This window comes from Stenotrophomonas maltophilia R551-3, assembly GCF_000020665.1.
Lineage (GTDB): Bacteria > Pseudomonadota > Gammaproteobacteria > Xanthomonadales > Xanthomonadaceae > Stenotrophomonas > Stenotrophomonas maltophilia_L.
Map to the genome: position 1 here is coordinate 3,086,992 of NC_011071.1, position 23,466 is coordinate 3,110,457.

The following is a 23,466-nucleotide window of genomic DNA, read 5'->3' on the forward strand; positions in this document are numbered from 1 at the left end:
TTCGTTGCGCCGACCCACAACCCGGCCATCAAGCCGCTTTCGGCACAGTCCGGCCTCAGCTGTCCTTCGAGAGCGGCGCCAACGCGACGTCGACCATCGCCAGCAGGCGTTCGCGGCTGATGCCGTCACGTGCCTGCACCGAGATGCCGTGCAGCACAGTGGCGAAGTGATCGCCCAGCGCCTGCACTGCCGCATCGTCGCCAAGCTCACCTGCCACCTGCGCCTGCTGCAGCCGGGCGATGATCGCTGCCGTGCGCTGGCGGCGGTGGCTGGCCAGCCAGTCGCGCACGCCCTCGCCATCCGGTGACACGCTGCTGGCCGAGGACACCACCAGGCAGCCATGCGGACGACCACGACGGGTGTAGGTCAACACGGCATCCCGCAGCATGCTGCCGATCGCATCGCGCAGTGACGCCTGCTCCAGCGCGCGCGGCGCAAAGCCGCCCTCGCCTTCTTCGTACAGCGCCACTGCTTCGCGGAACAACTGCTCCTTGCTGCCGAACGCGGCGTAGATGCGCGCCGAGGCAATGCCAAGCGCTTCGACCAGGGCCGACATCGAGGTGCCCTCATAGCCGTGCTGCCAGAACAGCAGCATCGCCTTGCGCAATGCCTGGTCCCTGTCGAATTCGCGCGGTCGCCCTGCCATCTGCCTGCCTGCCGTTCTGAGGCGCGCAGTGTAACGCGGGTGTTGACCATCCCGATGCAGGCACCTATTCTTTGTCGACCGACAAACAATTGGAGCAACACATGCAAACCCTCAAAGGCCCCAGCCTGCATCTGGCGCAGTTCGCTGGCGACCAGGCGCCGTTCGACAGCCTGTCCGGCATCACCGCCTGGGCGGCCGGTCATGGTTTCAAGGCCCTGCAGATTCCGGCATGGGACGCGCGCCTGTTCGACCTGGCCACCGCCGCTGACAGCCAGGACTACTGCGATGACCTGCGTGGCACCCTGGCCGAGCATGGCCTGCAGGTCAGCGAGCTGACCACCCACATCCTGGGCCAGCTGGTGGCGGTGCATCCGGCATACGATGAGCTGTGCGATGGTTTCGCACCGGAAGCACTGCGCGGCAACCCGCAGGCACGCAGCGAATGGGCACAGCAGCAGCTGCATCTGGCCGCCCGCGCCTCGCGCCGGCTCGGCCTGCAGGACATGGGCACCTTCTCCGGCTCGTTCGCCTGGCCCTACCTGTTCCCCTTCCCGCAGCGTCCGCCGGGCCTGATCGATGCCGCGTTCGATGAGCTGGCACGCCGCTGGCGGCCGATCCTCGATACCTGCGAGGACAACGGCATCAACCTCTGCTACGAGATTCATCCCAGCGAAGACCTGCACGATGGCACCAGCTTCGAGCGCTTCTTCGAGCGTGTCGGCCAGCATGAACGCTGCCGCATCCTGTTCGATCCCAGCCACTTCGTGCTGCAGCAGCTGGACTACCTGCAGTATCTGGACATCTACCATCCGCTGATTCGCATGTTCCATGTCAAGGACGCGGAGTTCCGCCCCAGCGGCCGCCAGGGCATCTACGGCGGTTACGCCGACTGGACCGAGCGGGCGGGCCGTTTCCGCTCGCTGGGCGATGGCCAGGTCGACTTCAAGTCGATCTTCTCCAAGCTGGCCCAGTACGACTACCAGGGTTGGGCAACGCTGGAATGGGAGTGCTGCCTGAAGGACCAGGAAGCCGGTGCACGCGAAGGTGCCGCTTTCATCCGCGACCACATTATTCCGGTCACCGACAAGATCTTCGACGATTTCGCCGGCGCGCCGATCAGCACCGCACAGATGCAGCAGATGCTCGGCATCGCCTGAGCCCCAACGGAGCAACCCCCATGAACACCCTTTCTTCCGCTGGCGCTGCCGGCGACGCTTCGCTGCGCCACCACTACCTGCGCATCGATGGCCAGCGCGTGCATTGCGTGTCGGCAGGCAGCGGCCAGCCCGTGCTGCTGATCCCTGGCTGGCCGCAGACCTGGTATGCCTGGCGCCATGTGCTGCATGCGCTGGCAGCCGCCGGTTTCGAGGCCATCGCGGTCGATCCGCCAGGCATTGGAGAATCCGATCGCCCCGTACATGGCTACGACACAGGCAGTGCCGCCGCAGTGCTGCACCAGACCATGCAGGCGCTGGGTCACGAACGCTACCAGGTGGTCGGCCACGACATCGGCATGTGGATCGCCTATGCGCTGGCCAGCGACCAACCGCAGGCCGTGCAGCAGCTGGCCGTCACCGAAGCGGTCATCCCCGGGCTGGCGCCGGAGCCGGGCATCTTCGCTGCGCCGGCCGACAACATCTTCCTCTGGCACTTCATGTTCAACCAGGTGGCCGACCTGCCGGAAGCATTGATCACCGGACGCGAGCGCGCCTATCTGGAATTCATGTTCGACCGCTGGTCGTACCGCCGTGATGCCGTCGCCGCCGATACCTACATTGCCGCCTACAGTCGGCCCGGTGCACTGCGCGCCGGCTTCGCCTGGTACCGAGCGATTCCGGAAACGATCCGCCAGAACAAGCTGCGTGCGCAACGCCGGCTCGCAATGCCGGTGCTGGCGATCGGCGCCGAGCATGCCACCGCCGACGCACCGATGCTGACCCTGCGACCACACGCCGATGACCTGCGCGGCAGCATCGTGCCGGGCTGCGGCCACTTCATCATGGAGGAAGCACCGCAGGCGTTCCTGGAACAGCTGCTGCCATTCCTGCGGGAGGCGCGTCATGCCGCTTGAACCCGCACTGCAGCAGTTCGTCGATGCAGTCGCGGCCCATCCGCTGCCGGAGGACCTGCGCGAACTGCGTGCGATCAGCGAGACCGCGCTGCCGCAACTGCAGGGTGCACCGCAACCGGTCGCACACGTGATCGAGCACAGCGTGGTCGCACGTGACGGACAGGTGCTGGAAGTGCGCCTGTATACCCCGGACGGGCTACCCGACGGACCGGCGCCGGCCCTGTTGTTCGCGCATGGCGGCGGCTGGTTCCAGTGTTCGCTGGCGGTCTATGACGGTCCTTGCCGTGCGCTGGCCAATGCCAGCGGCTGCGTCGTGGTGGCGGTCGGCTACCGGCTGGCCCCGGAGCATCCGTTCCCGGTGCCGCTGCATGATGTCGCAGACGCCTGGCAGTGGCTGCAGATCAACGCCGCAGGCCTGGGCCTGGACCCGCAACGACTGGCGATCGGGGGCGACAGTGCCGGTGGCAATCTCGCTGCCGCCTGCTGCCTGATGCTGCGTGATCTCGGCCTGCCGCAGCCGCGCCACCAGCTGCTGCTGTACCCCGCGCTGGATGCCGGCATGGGCAGCGACTCCTACCGTGAGTACGCCAGCGGCTACTACCTCAGCGCCGAATTGATGCAGCGCTGCTGGCAGGCCTATCTGGGTGACACGTATCCGCTGCCCACACTCGCCTCGCCGGCCCACGCAACGGACCTGTCTGGCCTGGCACCGGCTTCCGTGCTCAGCTGCGAGCACGACCCGCTGCGTGATGAGGCCGAGCACTACGCGGCGCGCCTGCAGTCTGCGAACGTGGCGTGCACGCTGGAGCGGCTGCCTGGGATGATCCATGCCTGCATCCATCTGCATGGAATAGCGGCCTCCACGGACGTGGCGGTACAGCGCGCGGGGCCCCGGCTGCGTCAGGCACTGGCCTGAACAGGTGGGCCAGTGGCGGGGCCTAACACCGCCACCCTGCCCTCCGCTTGGCAAGCCCCACAGGCAGCGCTACACTGAAAGCCTGCCGTGGGGCCATAGCTCAGCTGGGAGAGCGCGTCGTTCGCAATGACGAGGTCAGGAGTTCGATCCTCCTTGGCTCCACCACTATTCGGAAGAACCCGCAGATCCTGGTGATCTGCGGGTTTTTTCTTTCCTGCATCCCGGTTCAGGCCGGCTCCTCGCCGCCGTCCTTGCGCTGCGGGCTGCGCGAGTGCGCATCGCGCAGCTGTTGATCGCGCTGCCCCGGCCGCTGCTTGGTCACGTCGTCCTGCTTCCTGTCCTGGCGGCTTTCCTGCACGCCCTGCTTCGGGTCGCCGTGATCTTTATCGTGCTCGCTCATCGAAAACTCCCTCGTCGGCAGAGGCCGACGCTGCCTCCACGCTAGAGCGCATCGGGTAAGTCGAAGGTCAGCCCGGTGCGAACGCTGTGTGCAGCCCGCGGCTTGCAGCCATCGGCAAGGTGCATCCAGAATCCGACGCACTATGCATATCGGGTGCACCATGCCCTCTTCTGCCCAGCACGCAGCACACGCCGTGCCGATGATCTTCGATGCGACCGACGGCAGCCTCCGGCTCGGCAATATGTCGGCCTTGATCTGCCCCACCCTCTCACTGGATGAAGCGCGCATCGCCTTTGCCGCCTTGGCAAGTGGGGAGCGTGATGTCGGCACCGGCTATCGCTGGTTGAGCCTGCACCGGCTCAGCCTGGGCGGTGCGCCCGCTGGCATCAGCCTGTGCTTCCACGGGCAACAGCTCGACATGGTGACGATGGGCGTCAGTCTGCCTGGTGCGACGTTGGAAGACGGCTGGCCGACCCAGGTGGCGATCGACGCCGAGGTCGCCTTCATGCGCCGCACGCTGGGCGCGGCGTTGGGTCGCAAGCTGAGCGGCGGCCACGCCCGGTTCGACTGGGGCGAAGCCTGGGCCCGTTTCGATCCGAAAGGCTTCATGGCCAGCAGCGGCATTCGCTACTCACCACGCACGTAACCGCGCTCAGGTACGGGTGATCGACACGCCACCCTCCACGCGCATCGCGGTACCGGTGACGAAACTGCTTTCATCGCTGGCCAGGAAAAGCGCCGCGTTGGCGATCTCCTCCGGCTCGGCCATGCGCTTGAGTGCGTGCAGCGAGCGCACGAAATCACGCGCATCGCCCGTAGGCGCCGCCTGCCGCCCCATCTCGGTATCGGTGCCACCGGGCAGCAGCACGTTGCTACGCACGCCACGCGCCCCGTATTCGGCGGCGATCACCTGGCTCAGGCCGATCAGCCCGGCCTTGCTCGACGCATAGGCCGCCATGCCCGGGAAGCCCACGGTGTGGCCGACGAAGGTGCCAACGAACACCAGCGAGCCGCCGCCGCGCGCCAGCAGTGCCGGCAACTGCGCGCGTGCCGCATGGAAGGCGGCATCCAGATTGGTCGCCATCACTTCGCGCCAGGCGTTCACCGGGAACTCCGCGGCCGGCACACCGGGCCCGAGCATGCCGGCATTGTTGAGTGCGATGTCCAGACCGCCGAATGACTGCTGGGCCAGATCGACCAGCGCCTGCGCCGTGCCCGGATCAGCCACATCCGCCGCATGCACCACCACCTCGCCACCAGCGGCGCGGATCTGTTCGGCCAGTCCCTGCAGCGGCTCCGGCCGCCGTGCGTTGAGCACCAGCTTTGCTCCTTCGGCAGCGAAGCGCAGCGCGCTGGCGCGACCGATGCCGGCACTGGCACCGGTGATGAGAGCGATCTTGTTGTTCAGGCGCATGGTCGTGGTACCGGTTGTGAAGTGGCCGCCACGATGCCGTGCCTTCGGCCCGCCAACACTCCGTTTCCGGGCCTCACAGATGAGTGCAGGAAACGGAGTTTCCGCAGCACCGGCACGTGCCAGAATCCGGCCATGGACAGTACCGCCGCCGCCACCCTCGATGCCCGCGTCGAACGGGTCTGCCGCCACCTGCAGACCAGCCTCGACGAACCCTCGCTGCAGGAACTGGCGGACATCGCCGGCTGCAGCCCGACCCGTCTGCATCGCCTGTTCAAGCAGGCCACCGGATTGACCCCCAAGCAGTACGCCGCCGCGCTGCGCGCCGACCGCCTGCGCACCGGGCTGGAACAACAGGAACGCATCACCGACGCCTTCCACGATGCTGGCTTCGGTTCCAGTGGACGCTTCTACGAGAACGCACCGAAGTTGCTGGGCATGACGCCCAAGCAATGGCGCGCAGGGGGGCGCGGCGAAGTCATCCACTTCGCGCTTGCCGAAAGTTCACTGGGCAGCGTGCTGGTGGCCAGCAGCGGGACCGGCGTGGTCGCGATCCTGCTCGGCGACGATCCGGAGACGCTGCTGCAGTCATTGCAGCAACGCTTCCGCCAGGCCGAACTGGTCGGCGCCGACCAGGACTACGAGCAACTGGTGGCACAGGTCGTAGGCCTGGTCGAGGATCCTTCGCGAGGCGCCACGCTGCCGCTGGATATCCGCGGCACCGCCTTCCAGCAACGGGTGTGGCAGGCGCTGCAGCAGATTCCGCGCGGGCAGACCGCGTCGTATGCGGATGTTGCCGCGCGCATCGGCGCGCCGCGCTCGAGCCGTGCGGTGGCACGCGCATGCGCAAGCAACCCGCTGGCGGTGGCAGTCCCCTGCCACCGCGTGGTGCGCCGCGATGGCGACCTGTCCGGCTACGCCTGGGGCGTGGCCCGCAAGCGTGAACTGCTGCGCCGGGAAAAGGCAGCCAACGGCTGATGCAACCCGGTAGCTGCCGACCTTGGTCGGCACACCACGCGGTAGCGCCGGGCCATTCCCGGCGAATCCCGGCGAACGCTCAATCCAGCTTCACCACCAGCTTTCCGAAGTTGCGCCCCTGCAACAGCCCGAAGAACGCCTCCGGTGCATTCTCCAGCCCTTCCACCACATCCTCGCGGTACTGAATGCGGCCGTCGCGCAGCCACTGCGGCATCTCGCGTTCGAAGTCCGGCCACAGGTGGTTGAAGTCGTGCACGATGAAACCACGCACGGTCAGGCGCTGGCGCAGGATCTGGCTGAACAGTGCGGGCAACCGGTCCGGGCCGGGCTGCTCGACGCCCCGCTCGTTGTAGGTGGCGATGGTGCCGCACACCGGAATGCGGGCGAAGTCGTTGAGCAGCGGCAGCACTGCATCCAGCACGTGTCCGCCCACGTTCTCGAAATACACGTCGATACCCCTGGGCACTGCCGCGCGCAGCGTCGCGGCGAAATCAGCGGCGCGATGATCCAGCGCCACGTCCACGCCCAATGTCTGCAGATAGGCACGCTTGGCTTCGCCACCGGCGATGGCGACCACGCGCGCGCCCTGCAGCTTCGCCAGCTGCGCCACAGTCGCGCCGACCGGCCCGGTCGCGGCGGCCACCACCAGCGTCTCGCCCGGCTTCAGGCGGGCGATTTCATGCAGGCTGGAATAGGCGGTGAAACCGGGCATGCCATACACGCCCAGCGCCGTACTCAACGGCAGGCCGGCCGGATCCAGCCGACGCCCCAGCGCCTTGGCCGGCAGCACCGCGTGGGTCTGCCAGCCACCGGGCGCCAGCACCAGATCACCTGCGGCTACGCCCTCGGCGTTGGACTGCAGCACCTCGGCCACGGTCTGCCCTTCCATCACCGCGCCCACCGCCACCGGCGCGGCATACGAGGGGCCCTCGTCCATGCGTCCACGCATGTACGGGTCCAGCGACAGATAACGGTTGCGCAGCAGCACTTCGCCATCGGCCAATGACGGCAACGCAACCTGTTCCAGGCGGAAGTTGGCTGCGCTTGGCGCCCCCTGCGGACGCGACGCAAGCACGATGCGGGAGGTGGTCGAGGGATCGGACATGGCCAGGTCTCTGCTGTTGCCAGCATCAGGAAAGGAGTGCCGACACTACGCCGCAGCCATACCCGATGGCGGCCACGAAAACAGCGTTCCATCGCCCGGACCGGCGCGGGTCCGGCGCAGCCCCTGCCCTTGCAGCTTTGGCGATGGCGGCGATCTGCTGATTTCCACCACAGGCGATTATCGACTGGTCACGCCCCGCCCCAGAACGGAGGATCAAGCACTTGCGAGCGTGCAGACGGCAATGTGAAGAAATCTTGGCAAAACGCTTGCCGAAGGCAGCCGACCTCCGTAATATACGCGTCCTTGGCAGCGACCTCGCTGCAACGAAACATGTGGCCGAGTAGCTCAGTTGGTAGAGCAGGGGATTGAAAATCCCCGTGTCGGCGGTTCGATTCCGTCTTCGGCCACCACTTTCGAAGGCCTGCAGAAATGCGGGTCTTTTTTTTCCGGAAGCCGGGTTTGATCACGGTTGCCACACAATTTGGCCGAGTAGCTCAGTTGGTAGAGCAGGGGATTGAAAATCCCCGTGTCGGCGGTTCGATTCCGTCTTCGGCCACCATCTTCAGAGACCTGCAGAAATGCAGGTCTTTTTTTTGCGCGACCGTCCCTGCCGTCTCTGTAGTACCGTCCTTGGTTCACTGCATGGAGCACTGATGACATGGATGACACCCCCTCCCTGTCCCAACTACAGCAATCGCTGCGACGCCTGCAATGGCTGGTTGCCGGGCTGTCCGTATTGTTGCTTGGCTTGGCCGCAGTCACAGCCTGGCTGCTTTCGCAGCGCGATGCCGCATTACACGTCGATCATTTGAGCACGCGGCAGCTGCAGGTACTCGACGAGCACGGCGTGGTACGGGTGGAGATTGGCCAGGGCAGCGTAGAAGAAGGGCGACGAAGCCGCGCTGCCGGCATCCTGATTTTCGACGCTTCCGGCGCCGAGCGAGGCGGCCTGAGCACGTTCGAGGACAACAGCGTCGCTCTTGCTCTGGACGCCCCGAAGGGACAGGGCGAGGACCGGTGGCGGGACCGGGCCGGACTCCGTGTGGACGCCGACGGCTCCGCGCAACTGCTGCTGACAGACAATCTGACCCGCGGCGCAGTACGCCTGCATTCCAAGGGAACCGGCGGCGGAGGGCTGGACACCTTCAAATGGGATATGAGCAGCGGCACGTTGCATACGCGGACAATTACCTTTGACGGCGACGAGCGCAGTCAACGCCCGTTCGAGCAGTAGCCGCAACTGACGACGGCAATGGTGCCGGCGCATGGAACCTTTACACGCGCCCGTGGCCGCTCGCCTAAGCTCCAGACTCCCGCCTGGAGCCGCCCATGCATCTTCGCCCCGCCCTGCTCGCCTGCCTGCTGCTGGCCGCCTCCCCGGTGATCGCCACCGAACCGGTGCGCGCAGTCGACACGCTGGACATCGATCGCTACGCAGGCCAGTGGCACGAGATCGCGCATCTTCCGGTGTCGTTCCAGAAGCAGTGCGTTGGCGAAATCACCGCCAACTACGGGCTGCGCCGCGATGGCCGCATCAGTGTCACCAATGCCTGCCGCAACGGCGACGGAGAACGCGTGGTTGCTGAAGGCGTGGCACGCCCGGTTGCCGGCCATCCCGGCCAACTGCAGGTGCGCTTTGTGCCGGACTGGCTGAGCTGGGTGCCACTGGTCTGGGCGGACTACTGGGTCCTGGCACTGGACCCGGACTATCAGTGGGCGTTGGTCGGTGAGCCGGACCGTAAGTACCTGTGGATCCTCTCGCGCCTGCCGGAAATGGATCGCGCCCGGTTCGAACAGTTGAAAGAGAAAGCCGAGACGATGGGCTACGACCTCGGCCCACTGCGCCTGATGGCTCCGATTCGCGACACGCCCGCCGACTGAACCACGCCGCATCCGGCGCACCACGCGCGCGCCATCCGGCGCCGCGCACGCCCGGCCGCCATCTTCACGCGCTACCCTCTGCGACGGGTCGCCACAGGCGATCCAAACGACCATACGCCGTAGTATGCTTATCCAACGCACCCCTCCAGAGGACCTGCGCCCATGCTCCACCGTTTCCGTATCGCCTTGATCGTCCTGTGCACCCTCGCTCTTGTTGCCTGCAACAACGGCATCGTCAAGCGTGTTTCGGAACCGGCGGCCAGCCTGCAGCAGCTGACCGTGCGCGCCGACGGCAACTGGACCGTAGCCCTGCGCCTGCAGAACTACAGCTCGATGCCGATGACCTTCGATGATGTCTCCCTGGCCCTGACCGTCGGCGACACCGAAGCCGGCACCCTGCAGGCCAAGCCCGGCATCTCCATCGGCGGCACCTCGGCCGACGTCATCAATATCGACCTCGTGCCCAGCTCGGCCGCACGCTTGGTGGTGGCCGACGCGCTGGCCGGCAATCGCACCCTCGCTTATGGCCTGAAGGGTTCGGTGGCGGCCACGCCGCAGGAAAAGAAGCAGCGCAGCTTCGACATCAGCAGCCGCAGCACCCTCAACCAGGCCCCGGGCCTGCCCGGCGTGCTGCGCTGACTCCACTTTCCGCCGCGGCGCCTGCCGCCGCTCCCCCTGCCCCTGATCGAGACGTACCTGATGAGCAGCTACACCGCCCCGCTTTCCGACCTCCGTTTCGGCCTGCACGACGTGCTCAAGGTCGAACCCCTGTTCGCCCGCCTGGGCTTCACCGACGCCACCGCCGACGTGGTCGATGCCGTGCTGGAAGAAGCCGGCCGTTTCAGCGCCACCGTGCTGGCACCGCTCAACAGCGTCGGCGATGAGATCGGCTGCGTGCTCGACCAGGCCAGCGGCGAAGTGACCACCCCGCCCGGCTTCAAGCAGGCCTATGACCAGTTCGTGGACGGCGGCTGGACCGGCCTGACCGCCGCACCGGAGCTGGGCGGCCAGGGCCTGCCGCACACTCTGGGCGTGCCGCTCAACGAAATGATCAATGCCGCCAACCTCGCCTGGGGCAACTTCCCGCTGCTCTCGCACGGCGCCATCGAAGCCCTGAAGCAGCACGGCGAAGCGTGGCAGCACGAGGCCTTCCTGAAGCCACTGATCGAGGGCCGCTGGACCGGCACCATGTGCCTGACCGAACCGCATTGCGGCACCGACCTGGGCCTGCTCAAGACCAAGGCCGAGCCGAATGCCGACGGCAGCTATTCGATCACCGGCACCAAGATCTTCATCACCGCCGGCGAGCACGACCTGACCGGCAACATCGTGCACCTGGTGCTGGCCAAGCTGCCTGACGCGCCCCCGGGTGCGAAGGGCATCTCGCTGTTCGTCACCCCGAAATTCAAGGTCGACCGCGATGGCAATGTCGGCGAGCGCAACGCGCTGCGCTGCGGCTCGATCGAGCACAAGATGGGCATCAAGGGTTCGGTCACCTGCGTGATGAACTTCGATGGTGCGCAGGGCTACCTGGTCGGCCAGCCGCACAAGGGCCTGCAGGCCATGTTCACCATGATGAACACTGCGCGCCTGGGTGTCGGCCTGCAGGGTATCGGCCTGTCCGAGCGCGCCTACCAGAACGCGCTGAAATACAGCCGCGAGCGCCTGCAGTCGCGTTCGCTCAGCGGCGCCAAATTCCCGGACAAGCCGGCCGACCCGATCCTGGTGCACCCGGACGTGCGCCGCATGCTGCTGACCATCAAGTCGCTGGTCGAAGGCAGCCGTCTGCTGGCACTGCACGCGGCCACCCTGATCGACGTCGCCCACCACGCCGACGATGCCGCCGAGCGTGAGCGCGCCGACACCCTGGTGAGCTTCCTGACCCCGATCTCCAAGGCCTGCCAGACCGAATGGGGTATCGAGAACACCTACAACGCCCTGCAGTGCTTCGGCGGCCACGGCTACATCCGCGAACACGGCATGGAGCAGTTGGCCCGCGATGCGCGCATCACCACGCTGTATGAAGGCACCACCGGCATCCAGGCGCTGGACCTGATCGGCCGCAAGACCGCCTCCAGTCAGGGCGCCGGCCTGAAGCTGATGCTGGCCGAGATCGAGGCGTTCGCCAAGGCCAACGAGGGCAACGAAGCGCTGGCCGAGTTCATCGGCCCGCTGCGCGCCAAGGCCGCCGAATGGGGCAAGCTGACCATGGATGTGCTGCAGCGCTCGGCCGCCAATCCGGACGAACTCGGCGCGGCCAGCTACGACTACCTGTTCTATTCGGGTTACGTGGTGCTGGCCTACTGGTGGGCCCGCAGCGTGGCCGCCGCCGATGCCAGCGCGCATGGCGCCGCCTTCGCCCAGGGCAAGCGCGAGACCGCACGGTTCTACTTCGCCCGCGTGTTGCCGCGCACGCTCAGCCACGCCGCCGCGATCCAGGCCGGCGCCGCCCCGCTGATGGCGATGGACGACGAGCGCTTCGGCGCCTGAGCCGGGCGGCGCCCGGCACCCGCGGTAGTGCCGGCCGCTGGCCGGCAACCGCAACAGCAACAGCTGCATCCCGGTGGATGGCGGGACGGTATGGGCTGGCAGGACACGCCGTAAACCCATCCTTGGGGGCTCGATGGCGCCATCCATGGCGCCAACGGTCCTGCCAACCCACACCGCCCCGCCTCTGACAGTCCCCCGCGATCTGCCGTAGATCCACGCCACGCGTGGATGGAAACCACCGAAATCCATCTGGAGAAAAGCCCCCCCTTTGTTAAGGGGGGGCGCACCGACAGGTGCGGGGGATAGGAGGAATGCGCGGACCTGAATCTTGCGATTTGGGTATCGCCCTCCAGGCGATACCCAAATCGCAATGATTCAGGTATAAGCTGTTCTCCCGATGGAGACAGACACTACACGCTTGGGTCTGATCGAAGCCGGAGCCCCGATTTCTGCTCCGGGCGCCGAAGCATCGCCCAACGCCACGACGCTGCATCGCCCCGGTTCGGTCCGGCTGCTCTCGCTTGATGCCCACGGACGCGTACTGGACTGGATCACCTGGCAGGATGCTGCCTGCCTCTACGCCCGCGAAGCGGTGGCCTGGACGCTCGGCGATCCCTGCCTGCACATCCACGGCGGCATCAACCGCTTCAGCGGCCTGCAGAGCGGGATGGACCTGCACCCGATCATCGCCGCGCGTGGCCATGCCCGCTCCCGTGCGATCGACCCCACACCGAACCTGACCAACCCGGCCCTGTTCGCCCGCGACGCCCACCTGTGCATGTACTGCGGCCAGCAGTTCGGCCGCCCCACGCTTACCCGCGACCACGTCATGCCGCTGTCCAAGGGTGGCCTGGACTGCTGGGAAAACGTGGTCACCGCCTGCTTCCACTGCAACTCGCGCAAGAGCGACCGCACGCCCCAGCAGGCCGGCATGCCACTGCTGGCGGTGCCCTACCGGCCCAGCTGGATCGAGCACCTGATCCTGTCCAACCGCAACATCCTGGCCGACCAGATGGCCTTCCTGAAGGCGCAATTGCCCAAGCGGTCAAAACTGAGCACCTGAATCGCCGAAAATGCAACCCTCACCGTCCTGTCACGGACGGCGGCGTTTGCTTGCCCCACCCCCGTTTGAGGGCGAAAATGGGCGTTCAGAACAAGTGCGAACATGATGATCGACTCTGCCCGCTATCCCCGCCTCGCGCGCATCCAGACACCGGATGACCTGCGCACGTTCGACGAATCCGAATTGACGGCGGTCGCCGATGAACTGCGCGCCTACCTGATCGAATCGGTGGGCAAGAGCGGCGGCCACTTCGCCGCCGGCCTGGGCGTGATCGAACTCACCGTGGCCCTGCACTACCTGTACCAGACCCCGGTCGATCAGCTGGTCTGGGACGTCGGTCACCAGACCTATCCGCACAAGATCCTGACCGGTCGCCGCGACGAGATCCATACCGTCAAGCAGAAGGACGGCGTCGCGCCGTTCCCGAAGCGCGAGGAAAGCGAATACGACACCTTCGGCGTTGGCCACTCTTCGACCTCGATCTCGGCCGCGCTCGGCATGGCCATCGCCCGCCAGTCCGAAGGCGACGACCGCAAGGTCGTGGCGGTGATCGGTGACGGCGCGATGACCGCCGGCATGGCGTTCGAGGCGCTGATGCACGCCGGTGGCATGGAGCCCGAGCCGAACCTGCTGGTGATCCTCAACGACAACAACATGTCGATCTCCGAAGCGGTTGGCGGCCTGACCAAGATGCTGGGCCGCGCCACCGGCAGCCGCACGCTCAACGCACTGCGCGAAGGCGGCAAGAAGATCCTGGGCGACAAGAAGAACAATCCCGCGCGCTTCGTGAAGCGCTGGGAAGAACACTGGAAGGGCATGTTCGTTCCGTCCACGATGTTCGAGGAAATGGGCTTCCACTACACCGGCCCGATCGACGGCCATGACCTGCCGGCGCTGCTGTCCGCGCTGAAGACGCTGCGCGCCTCCAAGGGCCCGAAGCTGCTGCACGTGATGACCACCAAGGGCAAGGGCTACGAGCCGGCCGAAGGCGACCAGATCGGTTACCACGCGGTGGGCCCGTTCGATCCGGACAAGGGGCTGGTAGCCAAGGCCGGTGCCAAGAAGCCGACCTACACCGATGTATTCAGCGACTGGCTGTGCGATGCCGCCGCCGTCGAGCCGCACCTGTACGGCATCACCCCGGCGATGCGCGAAGGCTCCGGCCTGGTGCGTTTCAGCAAGGAATACCCGCAGCGCTATTTCGACGTGGCGATCGCCGAGCAGCACGCGGTTACCCTCGCCGCCGGCATGGCTACCCAGGGTGGCAAGCCGGTGGTGGCGATCTATTCCACCTTCCTGCAGCGCGCGTACGACCAGCTGGTGCACGACGTGGCGATCCAGGACCTGGACGTGCTGTTTGCGATCGATCGCGCCGGCGTGGTCGGCCCGGACGGCGCAACCCACGCCGGCAACCTCGACCTGAGCTTCCTGCGCTGCGTGCCGAACCTGGTGGTGATGGCACCGTCCAATGAAGCCGAGTGCCGGCAGATGCTCAGCACCGGCCTGCAGCACCCGGGCCCGGCCGCCGTGCGCTACCCGCGTGGTACCGGCACCGGCGTGGCCGCCGGCAGCGACCTGTCCACGCTGCCGATCGGCAAGGGCGAGCTGCGCCTGCAGGGCAGCCGTATTGCCCTGCTGGCCTTCGGCAGCACCGTCGCCGCGGCCGAACAGGTCGGCCGCGAACTGGGCCTGAGCGTGGTCAACATGCGCTTCATCAAGCCGCTTGACCGCGAGCTGGTGCTGGCTGTCGCCGCCCAGCACGAGGGCCTGGTGACGATCGAAGACAACGTGGTGGCCGGTGGTGCCGGTTCCGGTGTCGGCGAGCTGCTCAATGCCGAGGGCGTGCTGCGCCCGATCCTGCACCTGGGCCTGCCCGACAGCTACCAGCACCACGCCAGCCGCGAGGACCTGCTGGCTGAAGCCGGTATTGATGCCGCCGGCATCCGCGCGGCAGTGCTCAAGCGCTGGCCGCAACTGGCAACCGGCACCCCGCCGCTGAGCGCGGCCGGCTGAGGCCGGTCAGCACCACCCAGTGGATCCACGCCATGCGTGGATGGCGGAACCCCGAAAACGCGCCCCGGCCGTCAGCCGTAGCTGACCGCCTCCACGAAGGCACCACTGGCCTCCACGCGCACCGCCGCACGCTGCCCGGTATCGACAAAGTGCAGGCGTGCGAGGGTTTCGGCGAAATCGTAGGCACGGGCGCCATCGCGGAACTCGATCGGCTCCGGCCTGTCCGGGTGCAGCACGCGCCATTGGCGCTGTTCGCATTGCAGGCGGATCAACATGCGGCTCACTCCTTGAGGCAGCGTATCGACGTTGGCGTACGACCGAGCCGATACCGGCACGGACTGTCGTTGCAGATCAGGGACACCCGAGGGCGCCCTGATCGCAGAAGATACGTTGTTCAAAATGTGAGCTGTATCAGATTATTCTGATTTTCGAGGGGGACGCTCAGTTCACCTGGAACTGCGCCCGGCAGCCGTTGCTGACCCAGATGCCGCGACGGTCCCAACCCCAGGTCTGGCCTTCGATGCAGGCGCTGCGCGAATCCTGGCGGACCATGCGCACGCCACGGCGGATGCGGGCTTCGCAGTACTCCTGGCGGTGGCCGTTGGAATGACAGGTGACGACCTCGCCACCACCCCAACCGTTGCCGTTGCCATTACCCCAACCGCCCCCATTGCCCCAGCCACCACCGCGGCGGTATTCACCGACAAACTCGGCACGGCAGCCCTGGGTGACCCAGACCCCGTAGCGCGACTGCCCCCAGGTCTCACCCTCGACACACGGCGAACCCGACAACTGGCGGATCATCCGCGCCCGGCCTTCCAGGCGGCACTCATTGCTGCGGTTCTTGATCGACTCGCAGCGCACGATGCCGCTGCCTTCGCGACCGCCATAGCGATCATCGTCATAACCGTAGCCATAGCTCTGTGCCCGTGCGCCACCGGCGGCTGCCAGCATCGGCAACAGGGTGCAGGCCAGGGTGCGCCAGGGGAGTGCCTTGCCCATCGATATCTCCAGATGAATACGATGGCGCAAGCATCAGTGATTCCCGACGCGGCGCACAGGGGGCGTGCAACGACGGTTCTTTCCCCATTCAAACAACCCAACCGTGGCTGACCGCGCCACCGTCGGCAGCGCGTCACCCGACGATGAGCGCGTCCACGGCATTTCCGAGCGCCTCGACCCGTACCCGGCTGGGCTGGCCGGTACGACGGTGGTGCTCCAGCGCCAGTGCGGCGGCGGCGTCGAACGCGTCGGCACCGCGCGCATAGCGGGCGGCATCATCCGCGTGCGGGTCCAGCACGGACCAGTGCTGGGTGTTGCATCGGACAGTAAAGACCATGGAAGGCTCCTGTGGGTTCGAAGATTCGTCGGCGGGTTCCGCCGCCAGTACCCCGTCAGGCTAGCCAGCGCCTCAGGAGAGGCCTATCAGATTTGTACGAAAATGCCTCGTCATTCGGTCGGCCCCCCCCCTGCCCTCACATCGCTGAGTCCGTTTACCGAATTCATTTCGTGATCCTTGTCACGGAGTCAGCACGGCTTCACACTACTGTCACCAACAGGGGCCCCTTCCACATGCGCACCTTCTTTTTCCAGCAGCGTTCAACGCTTCTGAAGTTCTACTTCGTGGCTTGCTATCTGGTGCTGATCGAGGAACTGATCCGCGCCGTCGTGTAGAGAGCGCTTGCTGAAGGGTTATTTGCGACAGACACTGTCGCTTTAGGCACGGAGCCGGCCCGATGAAAGCGTTTCTCCTGATTCCCCTCCTGATGCTCCTGACCGCCTGCGCGAGCCAGGACAAGGCAGCTGCGCGCGCTGACGCGGCAGCGGCTGCGCCGGCCACACCGATGGTCGGCGGTGACCGCGACGCCCACGGCTGCATCGGCTCGGCCGGCTACCAGTGGTGCGAACACAGCCAGCGCTGCGAGCGTCCGTGGGAACTGGCACAAGCCCAGGGCCTGGCCAATACCGCCGAGGCCATTGATGCGTACTGCGCGAAGCCGGCCAATCCGGCCCGCAAGTGAGCTGCGGGCACCATGGCTGAGCTGGGCCCACTGCCGACCCTCGCACCGGGTCGCTACCGCCATTTCAAGGGCGGCGAGTACGAAGTGATCGACATCGTCCGCAGCAGCGAGACGCTGGAGCCGCTGGTGCTGTATCGCGCCCTCTATGGTCAGGGTGGCCTGTGGGTACGGCCGTTCCCGATGTTCGTCGAACAGGTGCCCGGCGAACACGGTCCGCAACCCCGATTTGCGCGGATCGACGATTGACCCGATGCTGCCGGCCACGGCCGGCAGCCCGACGCAGCACCAGGCCTGCGTTACAATCGTACCGTCCAGTCGGTTTCTTCCCGCCATGTCCGCATCCCCCTCCCGTTCGCGCCGCAAGGCGCCCGACAGCGTGCGCCAGTCATTGCTGCAGGCAACCATTGAAGTGATCGGCCGTCATGGCCTGCCCGCGCTGACCGTGCAGGACGTCGCGCAGGCCGCCGGTGTCAGCAAGGGTGCGCTGTTCCATCATTTCAGCAGCAAGCAGGCACTGGTGGATGAAGCCATCGGCGCACTTATTGGCGAATTCGAAGCACGCGTGCGCGCCCTGCTGCTGCAGAACGCACCTGGCCATGGCTGCTTCAGCCGTGCCTATGTGCAGGCCAACTTCGAGCACTTGCTGCAGCAGGAAGAAGACAACGACATCGGCCTGACCCTCGGCAATCTGATGGAGCCGGCCCTGCTGGCGCACTGGCGCACCTGGAAGCGCGCGATGCTGGCCGAATTCCCTGACGAAGCCAACGACGCACGGTTGTATGCCGCGCGCTGTGCCGCCGACGGCTACTGGGCCACCGCCTATGGCCGGCCGCTGGATGAAGAGGAGCGCCTCAACGCCCTGGCCATGGCCGAGCAGGCCCTGAAGCTGTGCGACCCGTTGTGAGCCGGAGCCTGTAATGAACCCCTACGCCTATCTCGCCGCTGCGATCGTGCTGGAAGTGATCGCCACCTCGCTGCTGAAGGCGTCCGATGGCATGAGCCGTCTGGCACCGACACTAGGCGCATTGGTCGGTTACGGCCTGTGCTTCTACCTGCTGTCAGTGACGATGAAGTCGATCCCGACCGGCATCGCCTATGCGATCTGGTCCGGTGTCGGCATCGTGCTGATCTCGCTGATCGGGCTGGTAGTCTTCAAGCAGCGCCTGGATGCACCGGCGCTGATCGGCATCGGGCTGATCTGTGCCGGCGTGCTGGTGATCAACCTTTTCTCGCACAGCAGCGCACACTGAGCACACTGCTGCGCGGTCAACGCTAGCTGACCTTCTTCGCTACGGTCATGCCGAGCAGGAACAGCACCACGGCGATGATGATGCCGGCCCAGAACAGGAACTTGGCGATGCCGACCGCGGCGCCAGCAATGCCGCCGAAGCCGAGCACGCCCGCAATGACGCCGATGATGGCGAAGATGATGGCCCACTTGATCATGTCAAACCTTTCCCCGTGGGGACTGCGTACTGGATGATCAGGCTAGGGCGTAGCCGATGCGGCAGTCGTGAACAGGCCGCGTGCGCGGCGTGAATCAGCGCGGGCGGAAACGCAGCAGGGCCACCGCGAAGGCCAGGAACACGCTGCCCACCAGCCGCTCGAACCAGCGCCGCGCGAAAGGTTTGGCCAACCAACGGCGCAGGCCATGGCCACCGGCGGCATACATCACGTACCAGAACAACTCGCAGGCAGCGAAGGTGGCAACCAGCACGCTGTACTGCAGCGCCTGGCCACGCGACGGGTCGACGAACTGCGGCAGGAACGCCGCAGCGAACAGCAGCAGCTTGGGATTGCTCAGGCCCACCAGAAGGCCACCACGGAACACCCTCCACGCGCCCAGCGACGCCGCAATCGGCAGCGCGGCATCGACCGTCACCGGTGGTGCCGGCCGGCAACTGTCACGCCATGCCTTTAGACCCAGCCAGGCCAGATAGGCCACGCCAAGATAGCGCAGCACCTCAAACAGCATCGGCGAGGAATGCAGCAGCGCACTCAGGCCTGCTGCGGAGGCCGCCAGCACCAGCAGCATCGCCAGCAGGCAGCCAGCCATCGCCGGCACGCTGCCGCGAAAGCCGAGCCCGACGCTGCGACCGAGGATATGCAGCATGTTCGGCCCCGGCGTACCACACAGAACGAACACCGTGGCGAGGAACCACCACCAGGTATGCAGGGCCATATCGGACATCCACTTCAGAAGATCCCACCAGCATAGAGTGCGCCGGCCTGGCGCGGCACACACAGCGCAGCATGGATGCGGTGGTTACAGAGGCAGGCTCAGGCCGCGAGCGCGTCGCGCCGTAACAGTACCTGGTCGATCAAGCCCCATTCGCATGCCTGCTCGGCACTCATGAAACGATCGCGGTCCAGGGTCTGCTCGACCTCCTCGACACTGCGTCCGCAATGCTGCGCATACAGCCGGGTGATGCGCTGCTTGGTGCGCTGCATTTCCTCGGCGTGGATGAAGATGTCCGACGCCTGGCCCTGCACCCCGCCCAGCGGCTGATGCACATGCAGGCTGGCATTGGCCAACGCCGCGCGGTGACCGGGCTCGCCGGCCATCAACAGGAACGAACCCATCGACCGCGCGGTGCCCATGCACAGCGTATGCACCGGGGCCGAGATGTATTGCATGGTGTCGTACATCGCCAGGCCGCTGGAGATCACCCCACCCGGCGAGTTGATGTACAGATGGATCGGCTTCTCCGGGTTTTCCGATTCCAGGAACAGCAGCTGCGCGCAGACCAGCGCCGACACAGTGTCATCGACTTCGCCGTTGAGAAAGATGATGCGCTCACGCAGGAGCCGCGAGTAGATGTCATAGGAGCGCTCACCGCGCTCGCTGCGTTCCACCACCATCGGTATCAGCTGCATTCTGTCCCGCATGTGCCTGCTCCCTGTAGCGTTCGATCCAGGCGCCGCCTCAGGCCGCGCGCATCATGGTGCGATGATCGTCGTTGGCGGCCAACGGCAGCAGCGCGCGCAGGTCGGTGAGCCGATGCACGATGGTCAGCACCGTCCCCCCACCGTCATCCGCGCGCAGCCGGAAACACACCAGGCTGTGCAGATGCGGGGGCTGCGCATCGCGCAGGTGGAACCCCAGCTCCCGCCCCTCCTCGCACAGGCAAGGCTGCGGATCGGCAAGATCGGCCGCCGGCAACCAGCGCTCACGCAGCGCCGGATCGAACAGTGCGCGCCAGACCCGTTCCGATGGCGCTGGCAGCCACTGCTCCATCACCAACGCGGGAGCCGCTTCGTGCAGAACATCGTCCATCAGTCCATCTCCTTCAGCAGATCCTGCAAGGCATCCATCCGCGCGGGCCAGTAGGCCCGGTAGCGCTGCAGCCAGTTGCCGATGTGCGCCAGCCCGCGCGGATCGACCTCGTAGTGGACGAAGCGGCCCTGGCGCTGTTCGCTCACCAGCCCGGCATCGCGCAGCACCGCCAGGTGCTGGGACATCGCAGACTGACTGATCGCCATGCCCTCGCGCAGCGCGCTGGCATGCTGCCCGCCCCCGGCCAGCTTTTCGAAGATGTGGCGGCGGGTGGGGTCGGCCAGCGCCTTGAACAGAGCGTTCTCGATCATGACCAACACATTAGCAACTACTAATGTGTAGTGCAACTCCCGCATCGGCTGTGCTGCAATGACGGCTCCCCGGCATGGAGCTGTGCATGAAGACCCTTGGCCTGATCGGCGGCATGAGCTGGGAAAGCTCGGCTCAGTATTACCGGCTCATCAACGAGGACGTGCGGCAGCGCCTCGGTGGCGCACATTCGGCGCAGCTGCTGCTGTGGTCGGTGGACTTCGCCGACATCAAGCAGCTGCAGCATGAAGGCGACTGGAATGCGCTGGGCGACCATATGGCCGACGCTGCACGGCGCCTGCAGGCCGGTGGCGCCGATCTGCTGTTGATCTGCACCAACACCATGCACAAGCTGGCCGACCGCATCGAGGCGGTCTGCCCACTGCCGCTGCTGCATATCGCCGACCCCACCGCTCAGGCCATCGTGCAGTCGGGCATGCGCAGAGTGGGCCTGCTCGGCACCGCCTTCACCATGGAACAGGACTTCTACCGCGGCCGGCTGCAGGATCGCTTCGGCCTGGAGGTACTGGTCCCAGATGCCGATGATCGTCGCAGCGTGCACGACATCATCTACCAGGAACTGATCGCCGGCGTGGTCAGTGATCGCTCGCGACAGGTCTATGTCGACGTGATCGCACGCCTGGTCGAACGCGGTGCCGAAGCGATCATCCTCGGCTGCACCGAGATCATGCTGCTGGTGCGCGACGAGGACAGCGCAGTGCCGCTGTTCGACACCACCACCCTGCATGCGCGGGCCGCGGTGGACGCGGCACTGGCCTGATCCTGCCTGCGATGCAGCGCGGAATCAGTCCGCGCCCTGCACTTCCAGCGCGGTGATCAGCCACTCGACCACCGCCTGTGAATCGCACAGGAAGAAGATGGCATCGCCGGAGCGCGCCTCGGTAAGCAGGCGATAGACCGTGATCGCCACCGCTGACTGGTTGGCGATGAACACTTCCGGGCTGCGCGGCCCCTCGCTGTGGCCGGCAACCGCGTGCAGCGCCTTGCGTGCGGCCACGGTGGCAGCCGGGTCCGCGCTGCGGGTCAGTTCCGGCCCGCGCAGGCCCCAGGCAATGAACACATGCTTGCCCTTGAACGTGGTGTCCAGGACTCGCACCTCGGCGCCACCTGCGTCGGCCGAGCGATGAATGACGGTACTGCTGATCAACGCAACCCCCTGTGGTCGTCGTGGTCCGCGCATCGTCCTCCGCAGGTCGCCCGCACGCCAGTGACGACAGCCACAGGCTGTGCCGACAGGCGTGGGAGACATGTAAGAAGGTGTAACCCGATGCGATCGGATGTGCAGCGATGATACGGGATGTAAGCCCCTGCATGGGCTCGTGCGCACTACTAAATCCCCACTGAGCCATCGCCGGAACGATCCGTTCCGGCAGCCCCGGGCTGGGCCATTCTTGCCGCCCGTTCCCCACCCGAGGCTCCCCATGACCCATCGCCTGCTGCTGCCGATCGCCGGCACCGCCCTTGCCCTGTTGTTGGCCGCTACTGCCGTGGCCGCCCAGGACTACGACGCCGATCACATTCCCGTGCTGCGCTGCGAATCCCAGTTCAACAAGACCCAGCAGTGCCCGATCGAGGGCCGCGTGCGCCTGGCAAAGCAGCTCTCGGTCACCCGCTGCGTCGAGGACAGGAACTGGGGCCAGAGCCGTCGCATGCTGTGGGTGACCGACGGCTGCCGCGCCGAGTTCGTCGCCGACGGCTATGGGCGCGGACGCTGGCCGGGCCGCGGCCGGAACCGTGACGATGATGGCGAGCGCCTGGTCTGCGAGTCCTACGAAAAGAAGGACAAGGAATGCCGTATCCGTGTGCGCCACGAGGTGCGCCTGGTCAAGCAGAAGTCGGTGACGGCCTGCATCGAGGACCGCAACTGGGGCTGGGACCGCCGCGGTGTGTGGGTCAGCGACGGCTGCCGGGCCGAGTTCCGGGTGTATTGACTGCCGAGCACGCGCTGGCTGCAACGAGTAGGCGTGCGTGCAAGGCGGAGCCGATAGACTATGGCCCGCATGGCAGGGAGCACGACATGGAACGATGGTATCTGGCGACGCTGCTGGCGTTGATCCTGCATCAGATCGACGCTGCGTTCTGGCAGGAATGGGCCATGTTCCATGTCCCCGGTGGCATCCAGGGCTTCCTGCTGTTCAACCTGTTCGCTGTCGGCGCTGTGCTTTGGGGTTATCGCCAGATCCTGCTGGGCACATCCACGGCACGCGGCTATGCACTGGTGTGTGGCGCGCTCGGCATTGGCACGGCACTGGTCCATCTGGCGTTTGCCCTGCTCGGCCGCAATGAATTCGATCTGCCGCTGTCGATCGCCATACTGCTCGCCTGCTTTATGTCGGGTGGCGGCCTGTTGCTGAAGCTGCGCCCGCGATGAACCGGACTTCCCACTTCCCACACCTGCGTGACGGCAGCATCCAGGACGCCAATGCCTTGATCGCGCTCGACAGCGTGGCGGCCATCGATCCAGGCCGGGCCCTGCAGATCGGCGACTGGCTGGCACGCGGCGGCGTGCAGGTTGCCGAGCAGAACGGCAGGGCCGTCGGCTACCTGGTCATTCATCACCACTTCTTCGGCGAAGCCTTCATCGAAATGCTGATGGTGGCGCACGCACAGCGCGGCCAAGGCATCGGTACCGCACTGCTGCGCCAGGCCATCGCACTGCATGGCCGGCGCAAACTGTTCACCTCGACCAATGCCTCCAACATCGGCATGCAGCGCCTGCTGGATGCCAGTGGCTTCATCGACAGCGGCATCGTGCACGGATTGGACGAAGGCGACCCGGAACTGATCTATCGCTTCGCAGGCGCATGAGCCGGACACATCGCACGCACAAAAAAGCCCACGCATCGCTGCGCAGGCTTCTTGAT

General features: G+C 66.2%; 32 protein-coding genes and 3 tRNA genes. 22 read left to right on the plus strand and 13 right to left on the minus strand.

The window, feature by feature from the left end:
• Nucleotides 1–55 precede the first annotated feature (55 nt).
• Nucleotides 56–646: a TetR/AcrR family transcriptional regulator gene (locus SMAL_RS14060; protein ID WP_012511668.1), complete on the minus strand. Its 591-nt coding sequence runs from the start codon at nucleotides 644–646 to the stop codon at nucleotides 56–58.
• Nucleotides 647–747: 101 nt separating this feature from the next.
• On the opposite strand from SMAL_RS14060, the gene SMAL_RS14065 reads away from it, so the two are divergent.
• The 4 genes from SMAL_RS14065 (at nucleotide 748) to SMAL_RS14080 (ending at nucleotide 3,798) form a co-directional block, all read left to right on the plus strand.
• Nucleotides 748–1,803: a sugar phosphate isomerase/epimerase family protein gene (locus tag SMAL_RS14065; protein ID WP_012511669.1), complete on the plus strand. Its 1,056-nt coding sequence runs from the start codon at nucleotides 748–750 to the stop codon at nucleotides 1,801–1,803.
• A 20-nt stretch (nucleotides 1,804–1,823) separates the two neighbouring features.
• The gene (locus SMAL_RS14070) at nucleotides 1,824–2,717 is read left to right on the plus strand and encodes an alpha/beta fold hydrolase (RefSeq protein WP_012511670.1); all 894 of its coding nucleotides are present in this window, start codon (nucleotides 1,824–1,826) and stop codon (nucleotides 2,715–2,717) included.
• A complete protein-coding gene (locus SMAL_RS14075) occupies nucleotides 2,707–3,633 on the plus strand; it encodes an alpha/beta hydrolase (protein ID WP_012511671.1) in 927 nt (308 codons plus the stop codon). Before SMAL_RS14070 ends, SMAL_RS14075 begins: the two co-directional genes overlap by 11 nt.
• Nucleotides 3,634–3,722: 89 nt before the next feature.
• Nucleotides 3,723–3,798: transfer RNA gene (locus SMAL_RS14080), tRNA-Ala, on the plus strand.
• Nucleotides 3,799–3,859: 61 nt separating this feature from the next.
• On the opposite strand, the gene SMAL_RS21130 is transcribed toward SMAL_RS14080, so the two are convergent.
• On the minus strand, nucleotides 3,860–4,033 hold the full coding sequence (locus SMAL_RS21130; RefSeq protein ID WP_012511672.1) for a hypothetical protein: 174 nt from the start codon (nucleotides 4,031–4,033) through the stop codon (nucleotides 3,860–3,862).
• A 160-nt stretch (nucleotides 4,034–4,193) separates the two neighbouring features.
• Here SMAL_RS21130 and SMAL_RS14085 point away from each other — a divergent pair, with 160 nt between their 5' ends.
• Nucleotides 4,194–4,679, plus strand: a complete 486-nt coding sequence (locus SMAL_RS14085; protein ID WP_006380315.1) for a hypothetical protein — start codon at nucleotides 4,194–4,196, stop codon at nucleotides 4,677–4,679.
• Between the two features lie 6 nt (nucleotides 4,680–4,685).
• Here SMAL_RS14085 and SMAL_RS14090 read toward each other — a convergent pair whose 3' ends face one another.
• Nucleotides 4,686–5,447: an SDR family oxidoreductase gene (locus SMAL_RS14090; RefSeq protein WP_012511674.1), complete on the minus strand. Its 762-nt coding sequence runs from the start codon at nucleotides 5,445–5,447 to the stop codon at nucleotides 4,686–4,688.
• 132 nt (nucleotides 5,448–5,579) lie between these two features.
• On the opposite strand from SMAL_RS14090, the gene SMAL_RS14095 reads away from it, so the two are divergent.
• Nucleotides 5,580–6,422 carry a bifunctional transcriptional activator/DNA repair enzyme AdaA gene (locus tag SMAL_RS14095; protein ID WP_041864567.1) on the plus strand — a complete coding sequence of 281 codons (843 nt, stop codon included), beginning with the start codon at nucleotides 5,580–5,582 and terminating at the stop codon, nucleotides 6,420–6,422.
• 79 nt (nucleotides 6,423–6,501) lie between these two features.
• Here the strand turns inward: SMAL_RS14095 and SMAL_RS14100 are convergent, their stop codons facing one another.
• Nucleotides 6,502–7,527: an NADP-dependent oxidoreductase gene (locus tag SMAL_RS14100; protein ID WP_012511676.1), complete on the minus strand. Its 1,026-nt coding sequence runs from the start codon at nucleotides 7,525–7,527 to the stop codon at nucleotides 6,502–6,504.
• Nucleotides 7,528–7,861: 334 nt separating this feature from the next.
• Here SMAL_RS14100 and SMAL_RS14105 point away from each other — a divergent pair.
• The 8 genes from SMAL_RS14105 (at nucleotide 7,862) to dxs (ending at nucleotide 14,974) form a co-directional block, all read left to right on the plus strand.
• Nucleotides 7,862–7,937: transfer RNA gene (locus SMAL_RS14105), tRNA-Phe, on the plus strand.
• A gap of 73 nt (nucleotides 7,938–8,010) precedes the next feature.
• Nucleotides 8,011–8,086: transfer RNA gene (locus SMAL_RS14110), tRNA-Phe, on the plus strand.
• A 99-nt stretch (nucleotides 8,087–8,185) separates the two neighbouring features.
• Complete coding sequence (locus SMAL_RS14115; protein ID WP_006380394.1) at nucleotides 8,186–8,761, plus strand: hypothetical protein; 576 nt, start codon at nucleotides 8,186–8,188, stop codon at nucleotides 8,759–8,761.
• Between the two features lie 95 nt (nucleotides 8,762–8,856).
• A complete protein-coding gene (locus tag SMAL_RS14120) occupies nucleotides 8,857–9,408 on the plus strand; it encodes a lipocalin family protein (protein WP_012511677.1) in 552 nt (183 codons plus the stop codon).
• A gap of 162 nt (nucleotides 9,409–9,570) precedes the next feature.
• The gene (locus tag SMAL_RS14125; RefSeq protein WP_012511678.1) at nucleotides 9,571–10,047 is read left to right on the plus strand and encodes an LEA/WHy family protein; all 477 of its coding nucleotides are present in this window, start codon (nucleotides 9,571–9,573) and stop codon (nucleotides 10,045–10,047) included.
• Nucleotides 10,048–10,107: 60 nt separating this feature from the next.
• Nucleotides 10,108–11,898 carry an acyl-CoA dehydrogenase C-terminal domain-containing protein gene (locus tag SMAL_RS14130; protein WP_012511679.1) on the plus strand — a complete coding sequence of 597 codons (1,791 nt, stop codon included), beginning with the start codon at nucleotides 10,108–10,110 and terminating at the stop codon, nucleotides 11,896–11,898.
• Nucleotides 11,899–12,295: 397 nt separating this feature from the next.
• A complete protein-coding gene (locus SMAL_RS14135; RefSeq protein WP_006380400.1) occupies nucleotides 12,296–12,961 on the plus strand; it encodes an HNH endonuclease in 666 nt (221 codons plus the stop codon).
• Between the two features lie 105 nt (nucleotides 12,962–13,066).
• Nucleotides 13,067–14,974: a 1-deoxy-D-xylulose-5-phosphate synthase gene (gene dxs, locus SMAL_RS14140; protein WP_041864673.1), complete on the plus strand. Its 1,908-nt coding sequence runs from the start codon at nucleotides 13,067–13,069 to the stop codon at nucleotides 14,972–14,974.
• 71 nt (nucleotides 14,975–15,045) lie between these two features.
• On the opposite strand, the gene SMAL_RS14145 is transcribed toward dxs, so the two are convergent.
• The 3 genes from SMAL_RS14145 to SMAL_RS14155 form a co-directional block, all read right to left on the minus strand.
• A complete protein-coding gene (locus tag SMAL_RS14145; RefSeq protein WP_005417823.1) occupies nucleotides 15,046–15,249 on the minus strand; it encodes a hypothetical protein in 204 nt (67 codons plus the stop codon).
• Nucleotides 15,250–15,415: 166 nt separating this feature from the next.
• Nucleotides 15,416–15,976, minus strand: coding sequence for a DUF3011 domain-containing protein (locus SMAL_RS14150; RefSeq protein ID WP_012511681.1), 561 nt, complete (start codon nucleotides 15,974–15,976; stop codon nucleotides 15,416–15,418).
• Between the two features lie 133 nt (nucleotides 15,977–16,109).
• Nucleotides 16,110–16,313: a hypothetical protein gene (locus SMAL_RS14155; RefSeq protein ID WP_012511682.1), complete on the minus strand. Its 204-nt coding sequence runs from the start codon at nucleotides 16,311–16,313 to the stop codon at nucleotides 16,110–16,112.
• 397 nt (nucleotides 16,314–16,710) lie between these two features.
• Between SMAL_RS14155 and SMAL_RS14160 the strand changes: the two genes are divergently transcribed.
• From SMAL_RS14160 to SMAL_RS14175, 4 genes are all read left to right on the plus strand, one after another.
• Nucleotides 16,711–16,995, plus strand: coding sequence for a hypothetical protein (locus SMAL_RS14160; RefSeq protein WP_012511684.1), 285 nt, complete (start codon nucleotides 16,711–16,713; stop codon nucleotides 16,993–16,995).
• 12 nt (nucleotides 16,996–17,007) lie between these two features.
• On the plus strand, nucleotides 17,008–17,241 hold the full coding sequence (locus SMAL_RS14165; RefSeq protein ID WP_012511685.1) for a DUF1653 domain-containing protein: 234 nt from the start codon (nucleotides 17,008–17,010) through the stop codon (nucleotides 17,239–17,241).
• A gap of 85 nt (nucleotides 17,242–17,326) precedes the next feature.
• Complete coding sequence (locus SMAL_RS14170) at nucleotides 17,327–17,899, plus strand: TetR/AcrR family transcriptional regulator (protein WP_012511686.1); 573 nt, start codon at nucleotides 17,327–17,329, stop codon at nucleotides 17,897–17,899.
• A 13-nt stretch (nucleotides 17,900–17,912) separates the two neighbouring features.
• On the plus strand, nucleotides 17,913–18,245 hold the full coding sequence (locus tag SMAL_RS14175) for an SMR family transporter (protein ID WP_012511687.1): 333 nt from the start codon (nucleotides 17,913–17,915) through the stop codon (nucleotides 18,243–18,245).
• 22 nt (nucleotides 18,246–18,267) lie between these two features.
• Here SMAL_RS14175 and SMAL_RS20880 read toward each other — a convergent pair whose 3' ends face one another.
• The 5 genes from SMAL_RS20880 to SMAL_RS14200 all read right to left on the minus strand — a co-directional run bounded on the left by SMAL_RS20880 (nucleotide 18,268) and on the right by SMAL_RS14200 (nucleotide 20,583).
• On the minus strand, nucleotides 18,268–18,441 hold the full coding sequence (locus SMAL_RS20880; RefSeq protein ID WP_006380555.1) for a DUF1328 domain-containing protein: 174 nt from the start codon (nucleotides 18,439–18,441) through the stop codon (nucleotides 18,268–18,270).
• Nucleotides 18,442–18,535: 94 nt separating this feature from the next.
• The gene (locus tag SMAL_RS14185) at nucleotides 18,536–19,177 is read right to left on the minus strand and encodes a LysE family translocator (RefSeq protein WP_012511688.1); all 642 of its coding nucleotides are present in this window, start codon (nucleotides 19,175–19,177) and stop codon (nucleotides 18,536–18,538) included.
• A gap of 98 nt (nucleotides 19,178–19,275) precedes the next feature.
• Nucleotides 19,276–19,884: an ATP-dependent Clp protease proteolytic subunit gene (locus SMAL_RS14190; protein ID WP_006380557.1), complete on the minus strand. Its 609-nt coding sequence runs from the start codon at nucleotides 19,882–19,884 to the stop codon at nucleotides 19,276–19,278.
• A 37-nt stretch (nucleotides 19,885–19,921) separates the two neighbouring features.
• The gene (locus tag SMAL_RS14195) at nucleotides 19,922–20,272 is read right to left on the minus strand and encodes an SRPBCC family protein (protein ID WP_012511689.1); all 351 of its coding nucleotides are present in this window, start codon (nucleotides 20,270–20,272) and stop codon (nucleotides 19,922–19,924) included.
• Complete coding sequence (locus SMAL_RS14200; protein WP_012511690.1) at nucleotides 20,272–20,583, minus strand: ArsR/SmtB family transcription factor; 312 nt, start codon at nucleotides 20,581–20,583, stop codon at nucleotides 20,272–20,274. The genes SMAL_RS14195 and SMAL_RS14200 overlap by 1 nt, the downstream gene beginning before the upstream one ends.
• 86 nt (nucleotides 20,584–20,669) lie before the next feature.
• On the opposite strand from SMAL_RS14200, the gene SMAL_RS14205 reads away from it, so the two are divergent.
• The gene (locus SMAL_RS14205; protein ID WP_006380560.1) at nucleotides 20,670–21,362 is read left to right on the plus strand and encodes an aspartate/glutamate racemase family protein; all 693 of its coding nucleotides are present in this window, start codon (nucleotides 20,670–20,672) and stop codon (nucleotides 21,360–21,362) included.
• Nucleotides 21,363–21,386: 24 nt separating this feature from the next.
• Here SMAL_RS14205 and SMAL_RS14210 read toward each other — a convergent pair whose 3' ends face one another.
• The gene (locus SMAL_RS14210) at nucleotides 21,387–21,782 is read right to left on the minus strand and encodes a hypothetical protein (protein WP_012511691.1); all 396 of its coding nucleotides are present in this window, start codon (nucleotides 21,780–21,782) and stop codon (nucleotides 21,387–21,389) included.
• Nucleotides 21,783–22,023: 241 nt separating this feature from the next.
• Between SMAL_RS14210 and SMAL_RS14215 the strand changes: the two genes are divergently transcribed.
• The 3 genes from SMAL_RS14215 to SMAL_RS14225 all read left to right on the plus strand — a co-directional run bounded on the left by SMAL_RS14215 (nucleotide 22,024) and on the right by SMAL_RS14225 (nucleotide 23,410).
• A complete protein-coding gene (locus SMAL_RS14215; protein ID WP_012511692.1) occupies nucleotides 22,024–22,533 on the plus strand; it encodes a DUF3011 domain-containing protein in 510 nt (169 codons plus the stop codon).
• 86 nt (nucleotides 22,534–22,619) lie between these two features.
• Entirely contained in the window at nucleotides 22,620–22,973 is a 354-nt protein-coding gene (locus SMAL_RS14220; RefSeq protein ID WP_006380564.1) for a DUF6713 family protein, read from the plus strand.
• Nucleotides 22,970–23,410: a GNAT family N-acetyltransferase gene (locus SMAL_RS14225; protein WP_006380566.1), complete on the plus strand. Its 441-nt coding sequence runs from the start codon at nucleotides 22,970–22,972 to the stop codon at nucleotides 23,408–23,410. The genes SMAL_RS14220 and SMAL_RS14225 overlap by 4 nt, the downstream gene beginning before the upstream one ends.
• The last annotated feature ends 56 nt before the right edge of the window (nucleotides 23,411–23,466 follow it).

What these genes read in the sequence shown, in the direction of transcription:
- SMAL_RS14060 (WP_012511668.1), bottom strand. Translation starts at nt 646, where the DNA reads ATGGCAGGGCGACCGCGCGAATTCGACAGGGACCAGGCATTGCGCAAG.
- SMAL_RS14065 (WP_012511669.1), top strand. Translation starts at nt 748, where the DNA reads ATGCAAACCCTCAAAGGCCCCAGCCTGCATCTGGCGCAGTTCGCTGGC.
- SMAL_RS14070 (WP_012511670.1), top strand. Translation starts at nt 1,824, where the DNA reads ATGAACACCCTTTCTTCCGCTGGCGCTGCCGGCGACGCTTCGCTGCGC.
- SMAL_RS14075 (WP_012511671.1), top strand. Translation starts at nt 2,707, where the DNA reads ATGCCGCTTGAACCCGCACTGCAGCAGTTCGTCGATGCAGTCGCGGCC.
- SMAL_RS21130 (WP_012511672.1), bottom strand. Translation starts at nt 4,033, where the DNA reads ATGAGCGAGCACGATAAAGATCACGGCGACCCGAAGCAGGGCGTGCAG.
- SMAL_RS14085 (WP_006380315.1), top strand. Translation starts at nt 4,194, where the DNA reads ATGCCCTCTTCTGCCCAGCACGCAGCACACGCCGTGCCGATGATCTTC.
- SMAL_RS14090 (WP_012511674.1), bottom strand. Translation starts at nt 5,447, where the DNA reads ATGCGCCTGAACAACAAGATCGCTCTCATCACCGGTGCCAGTGCCGGC.
- SMAL_RS14095 (WP_041864567.1), top strand. Translation starts at nt 5,580, where the DNA reads ATGGACAGTACCGCCGCCGCCACCCTCGATGCCCGCGTCGAACGGGTC.
- SMAL_RS14100 (WP_012511676.1), bottom strand. Translation starts at nt 7,527, where the DNA reads ATGTCCGATCCCTCGACCACCTCCCGCATCGTGCTTGCGTCGCGTCCG.
- SMAL_RS14115 (WP_006380394.1), top strand. Translation starts at nt 8,186, where the DNA reads ATGGATGACACCCCCTCCCTGTCCCAACTACAGCAATCGCTGCGACGC.
- SMAL_RS14120 (WP_012511677.1), top strand. Translation starts at nt 8,857, where the DNA reads ATGCATCTTCGCCCCGCCCTGCTCGCCTGCCTGCTGCTGGCCGCCTCC.
- SMAL_RS14125 (WP_012511678.1), top strand. Translation starts at nt 9,571, where the DNA reads ATGCTCCACCGTTTCCGTATCGCCTTGATCGTCCTGTGCACCCTCGCT.
- SMAL_RS14130 (WP_012511679.1), top strand. Translation starts at nt 10,108, where the DNA reads ATGAGCAGCTACACCGCCCCGCTTTCCGACCTCCGTTTCGGCCTGCAC.
- SMAL_RS14135 (WP_006380400.1), top strand. Translation starts at nt 12,296, where the DNA reads ATGGAGACAGACACTACACGCTTGGGTCTGATCGAAGCCGGAGCCCCG.
- dxs (WP_041864673.1), top strand. Translation starts at nt 13,067, where the DNA reads ATGATCGACTCTGCCCGCTATCCCCGCCTCGCGCGCATCCAGACACCG.
- SMAL_RS14145 (WP_005417823.1), bottom strand. Translation starts at nt 15,249, where the DNA reads ATGTTGATCCGCCTGCAATGCGAACAGCGCCAATGGCGCGTGCTGCAC.
- SMAL_RS14150 (WP_012511681.1), bottom strand. Translation starts at nt 15,976, where the DNA reads ATGGGCAAGGCACTCCCCTGGCGCACCCTGGCCTGCACCCTGTTGCCG.
- SMAL_RS14155 (WP_012511682.1), bottom strand. Translation starts at nt 16,313, where the DNA reads ATGGTCTTTACTGTCCGATGCAACACCCAGCACTGGTCCGTGCTGGAC.
- SMAL_RS14160 (WP_012511684.1), top strand. Translation starts at nt 16,711, where the DNA reads ATGAAAGCGTTTCTCCTGATTCCCCTCCTGATGCTCCTGACCGCCTGC.
- SMAL_RS14165 (WP_012511685.1), top strand. Translation starts at nt 17,008, where the DNA reads ATGGCTGAGCTGGGCCCACTGCCGACCCTCGCACCGGGTCGCTACCGC.
- SMAL_RS14170 (WP_012511686.1), top strand. Translation starts at nt 17,327, where the DNA reads ATGTCCGCATCCCCCTCCCGTTCGCGCCGCAAGGCGCCCGACAGCGTG.
- SMAL_RS14175 (WP_012511687.1), top strand. Translation starts at nt 17,913, where the DNA reads ATGAACCCCTACGCCTATCTCGCCGCTGCGATCGTGCTGGAAGTGATC.
- SMAL_RS20880 (WP_006380555.1), bottom strand. Translation starts at nt 18,441, where the DNA reads ATGATCAAGTGGGCCATCATCTTCGCCATCATCGGCGTCATTGCGGGC.
- SMAL_RS14185 (WP_012511688.1), bottom strand. Translation starts at nt 19,177, where the DNA reads ATGGCCCTGCATACCTGGTGGTGGTTCCTCGCCACGGTGTTCGTTCTG.
- SMAL_RS14190 (WP_006380557.1), bottom strand. Translation starts at nt 19,884, where the DNA reads ATGCGGGACAGAATGCAGCTGATACCGATGGTGGTGGAACGCAGCGAG.
- SMAL_RS14195 (WP_012511689.1), bottom strand. Translation starts at nt 20,272, where the DNA reads ATGGACGATGTTCTGCACGAAGCGGCTCCCGCGTTGGTGATGGAGCAG.
- SMAL_RS14200 (WP_012511690.1), bottom strand. Translation starts at nt 20,583, where the DNA reads ATGATCGAGAACGCTCTGTTCAAGGCGCTGGCCGACCCCACCCGCCGC.
- SMAL_RS14205 (WP_006380560.1), top strand. Translation starts at nt 20,670, where the DNA reads ATGAAGACCCTTGGCCTGATCGGCGGCATGAGCTGGGAAAGCTCGGCT.
- SMAL_RS14210 (WP_012511691.1), bottom strand. Translation starts at nt 21,782, where the DNA reads ATGCGCGGACCACGACGACCACAGGGGGTTGCGTTGATCAGCAGTACC.
- SMAL_RS14215 (WP_012511692.1), top strand. Translation starts at nt 22,024, where the DNA reads ATGACCCATCGCCTGCTGCTGCCGATCGCCGGCACCGCCCTTGCCCTG.
- SMAL_RS14220 (WP_006380564.1), top strand. Translation starts at nt 22,620, where the DNA reads ATGGAACGATGGTATCTGGCGACGCTGCTGGCGTTGATCCTGCATCAG.
- SMAL_RS14225 (WP_006380566.1), top strand. Translation starts at nt 22,970, where the DNA reads ATGAACCGGACTTCCCACTTCCCACACCTGCGTGACGGCAGCATCCAG.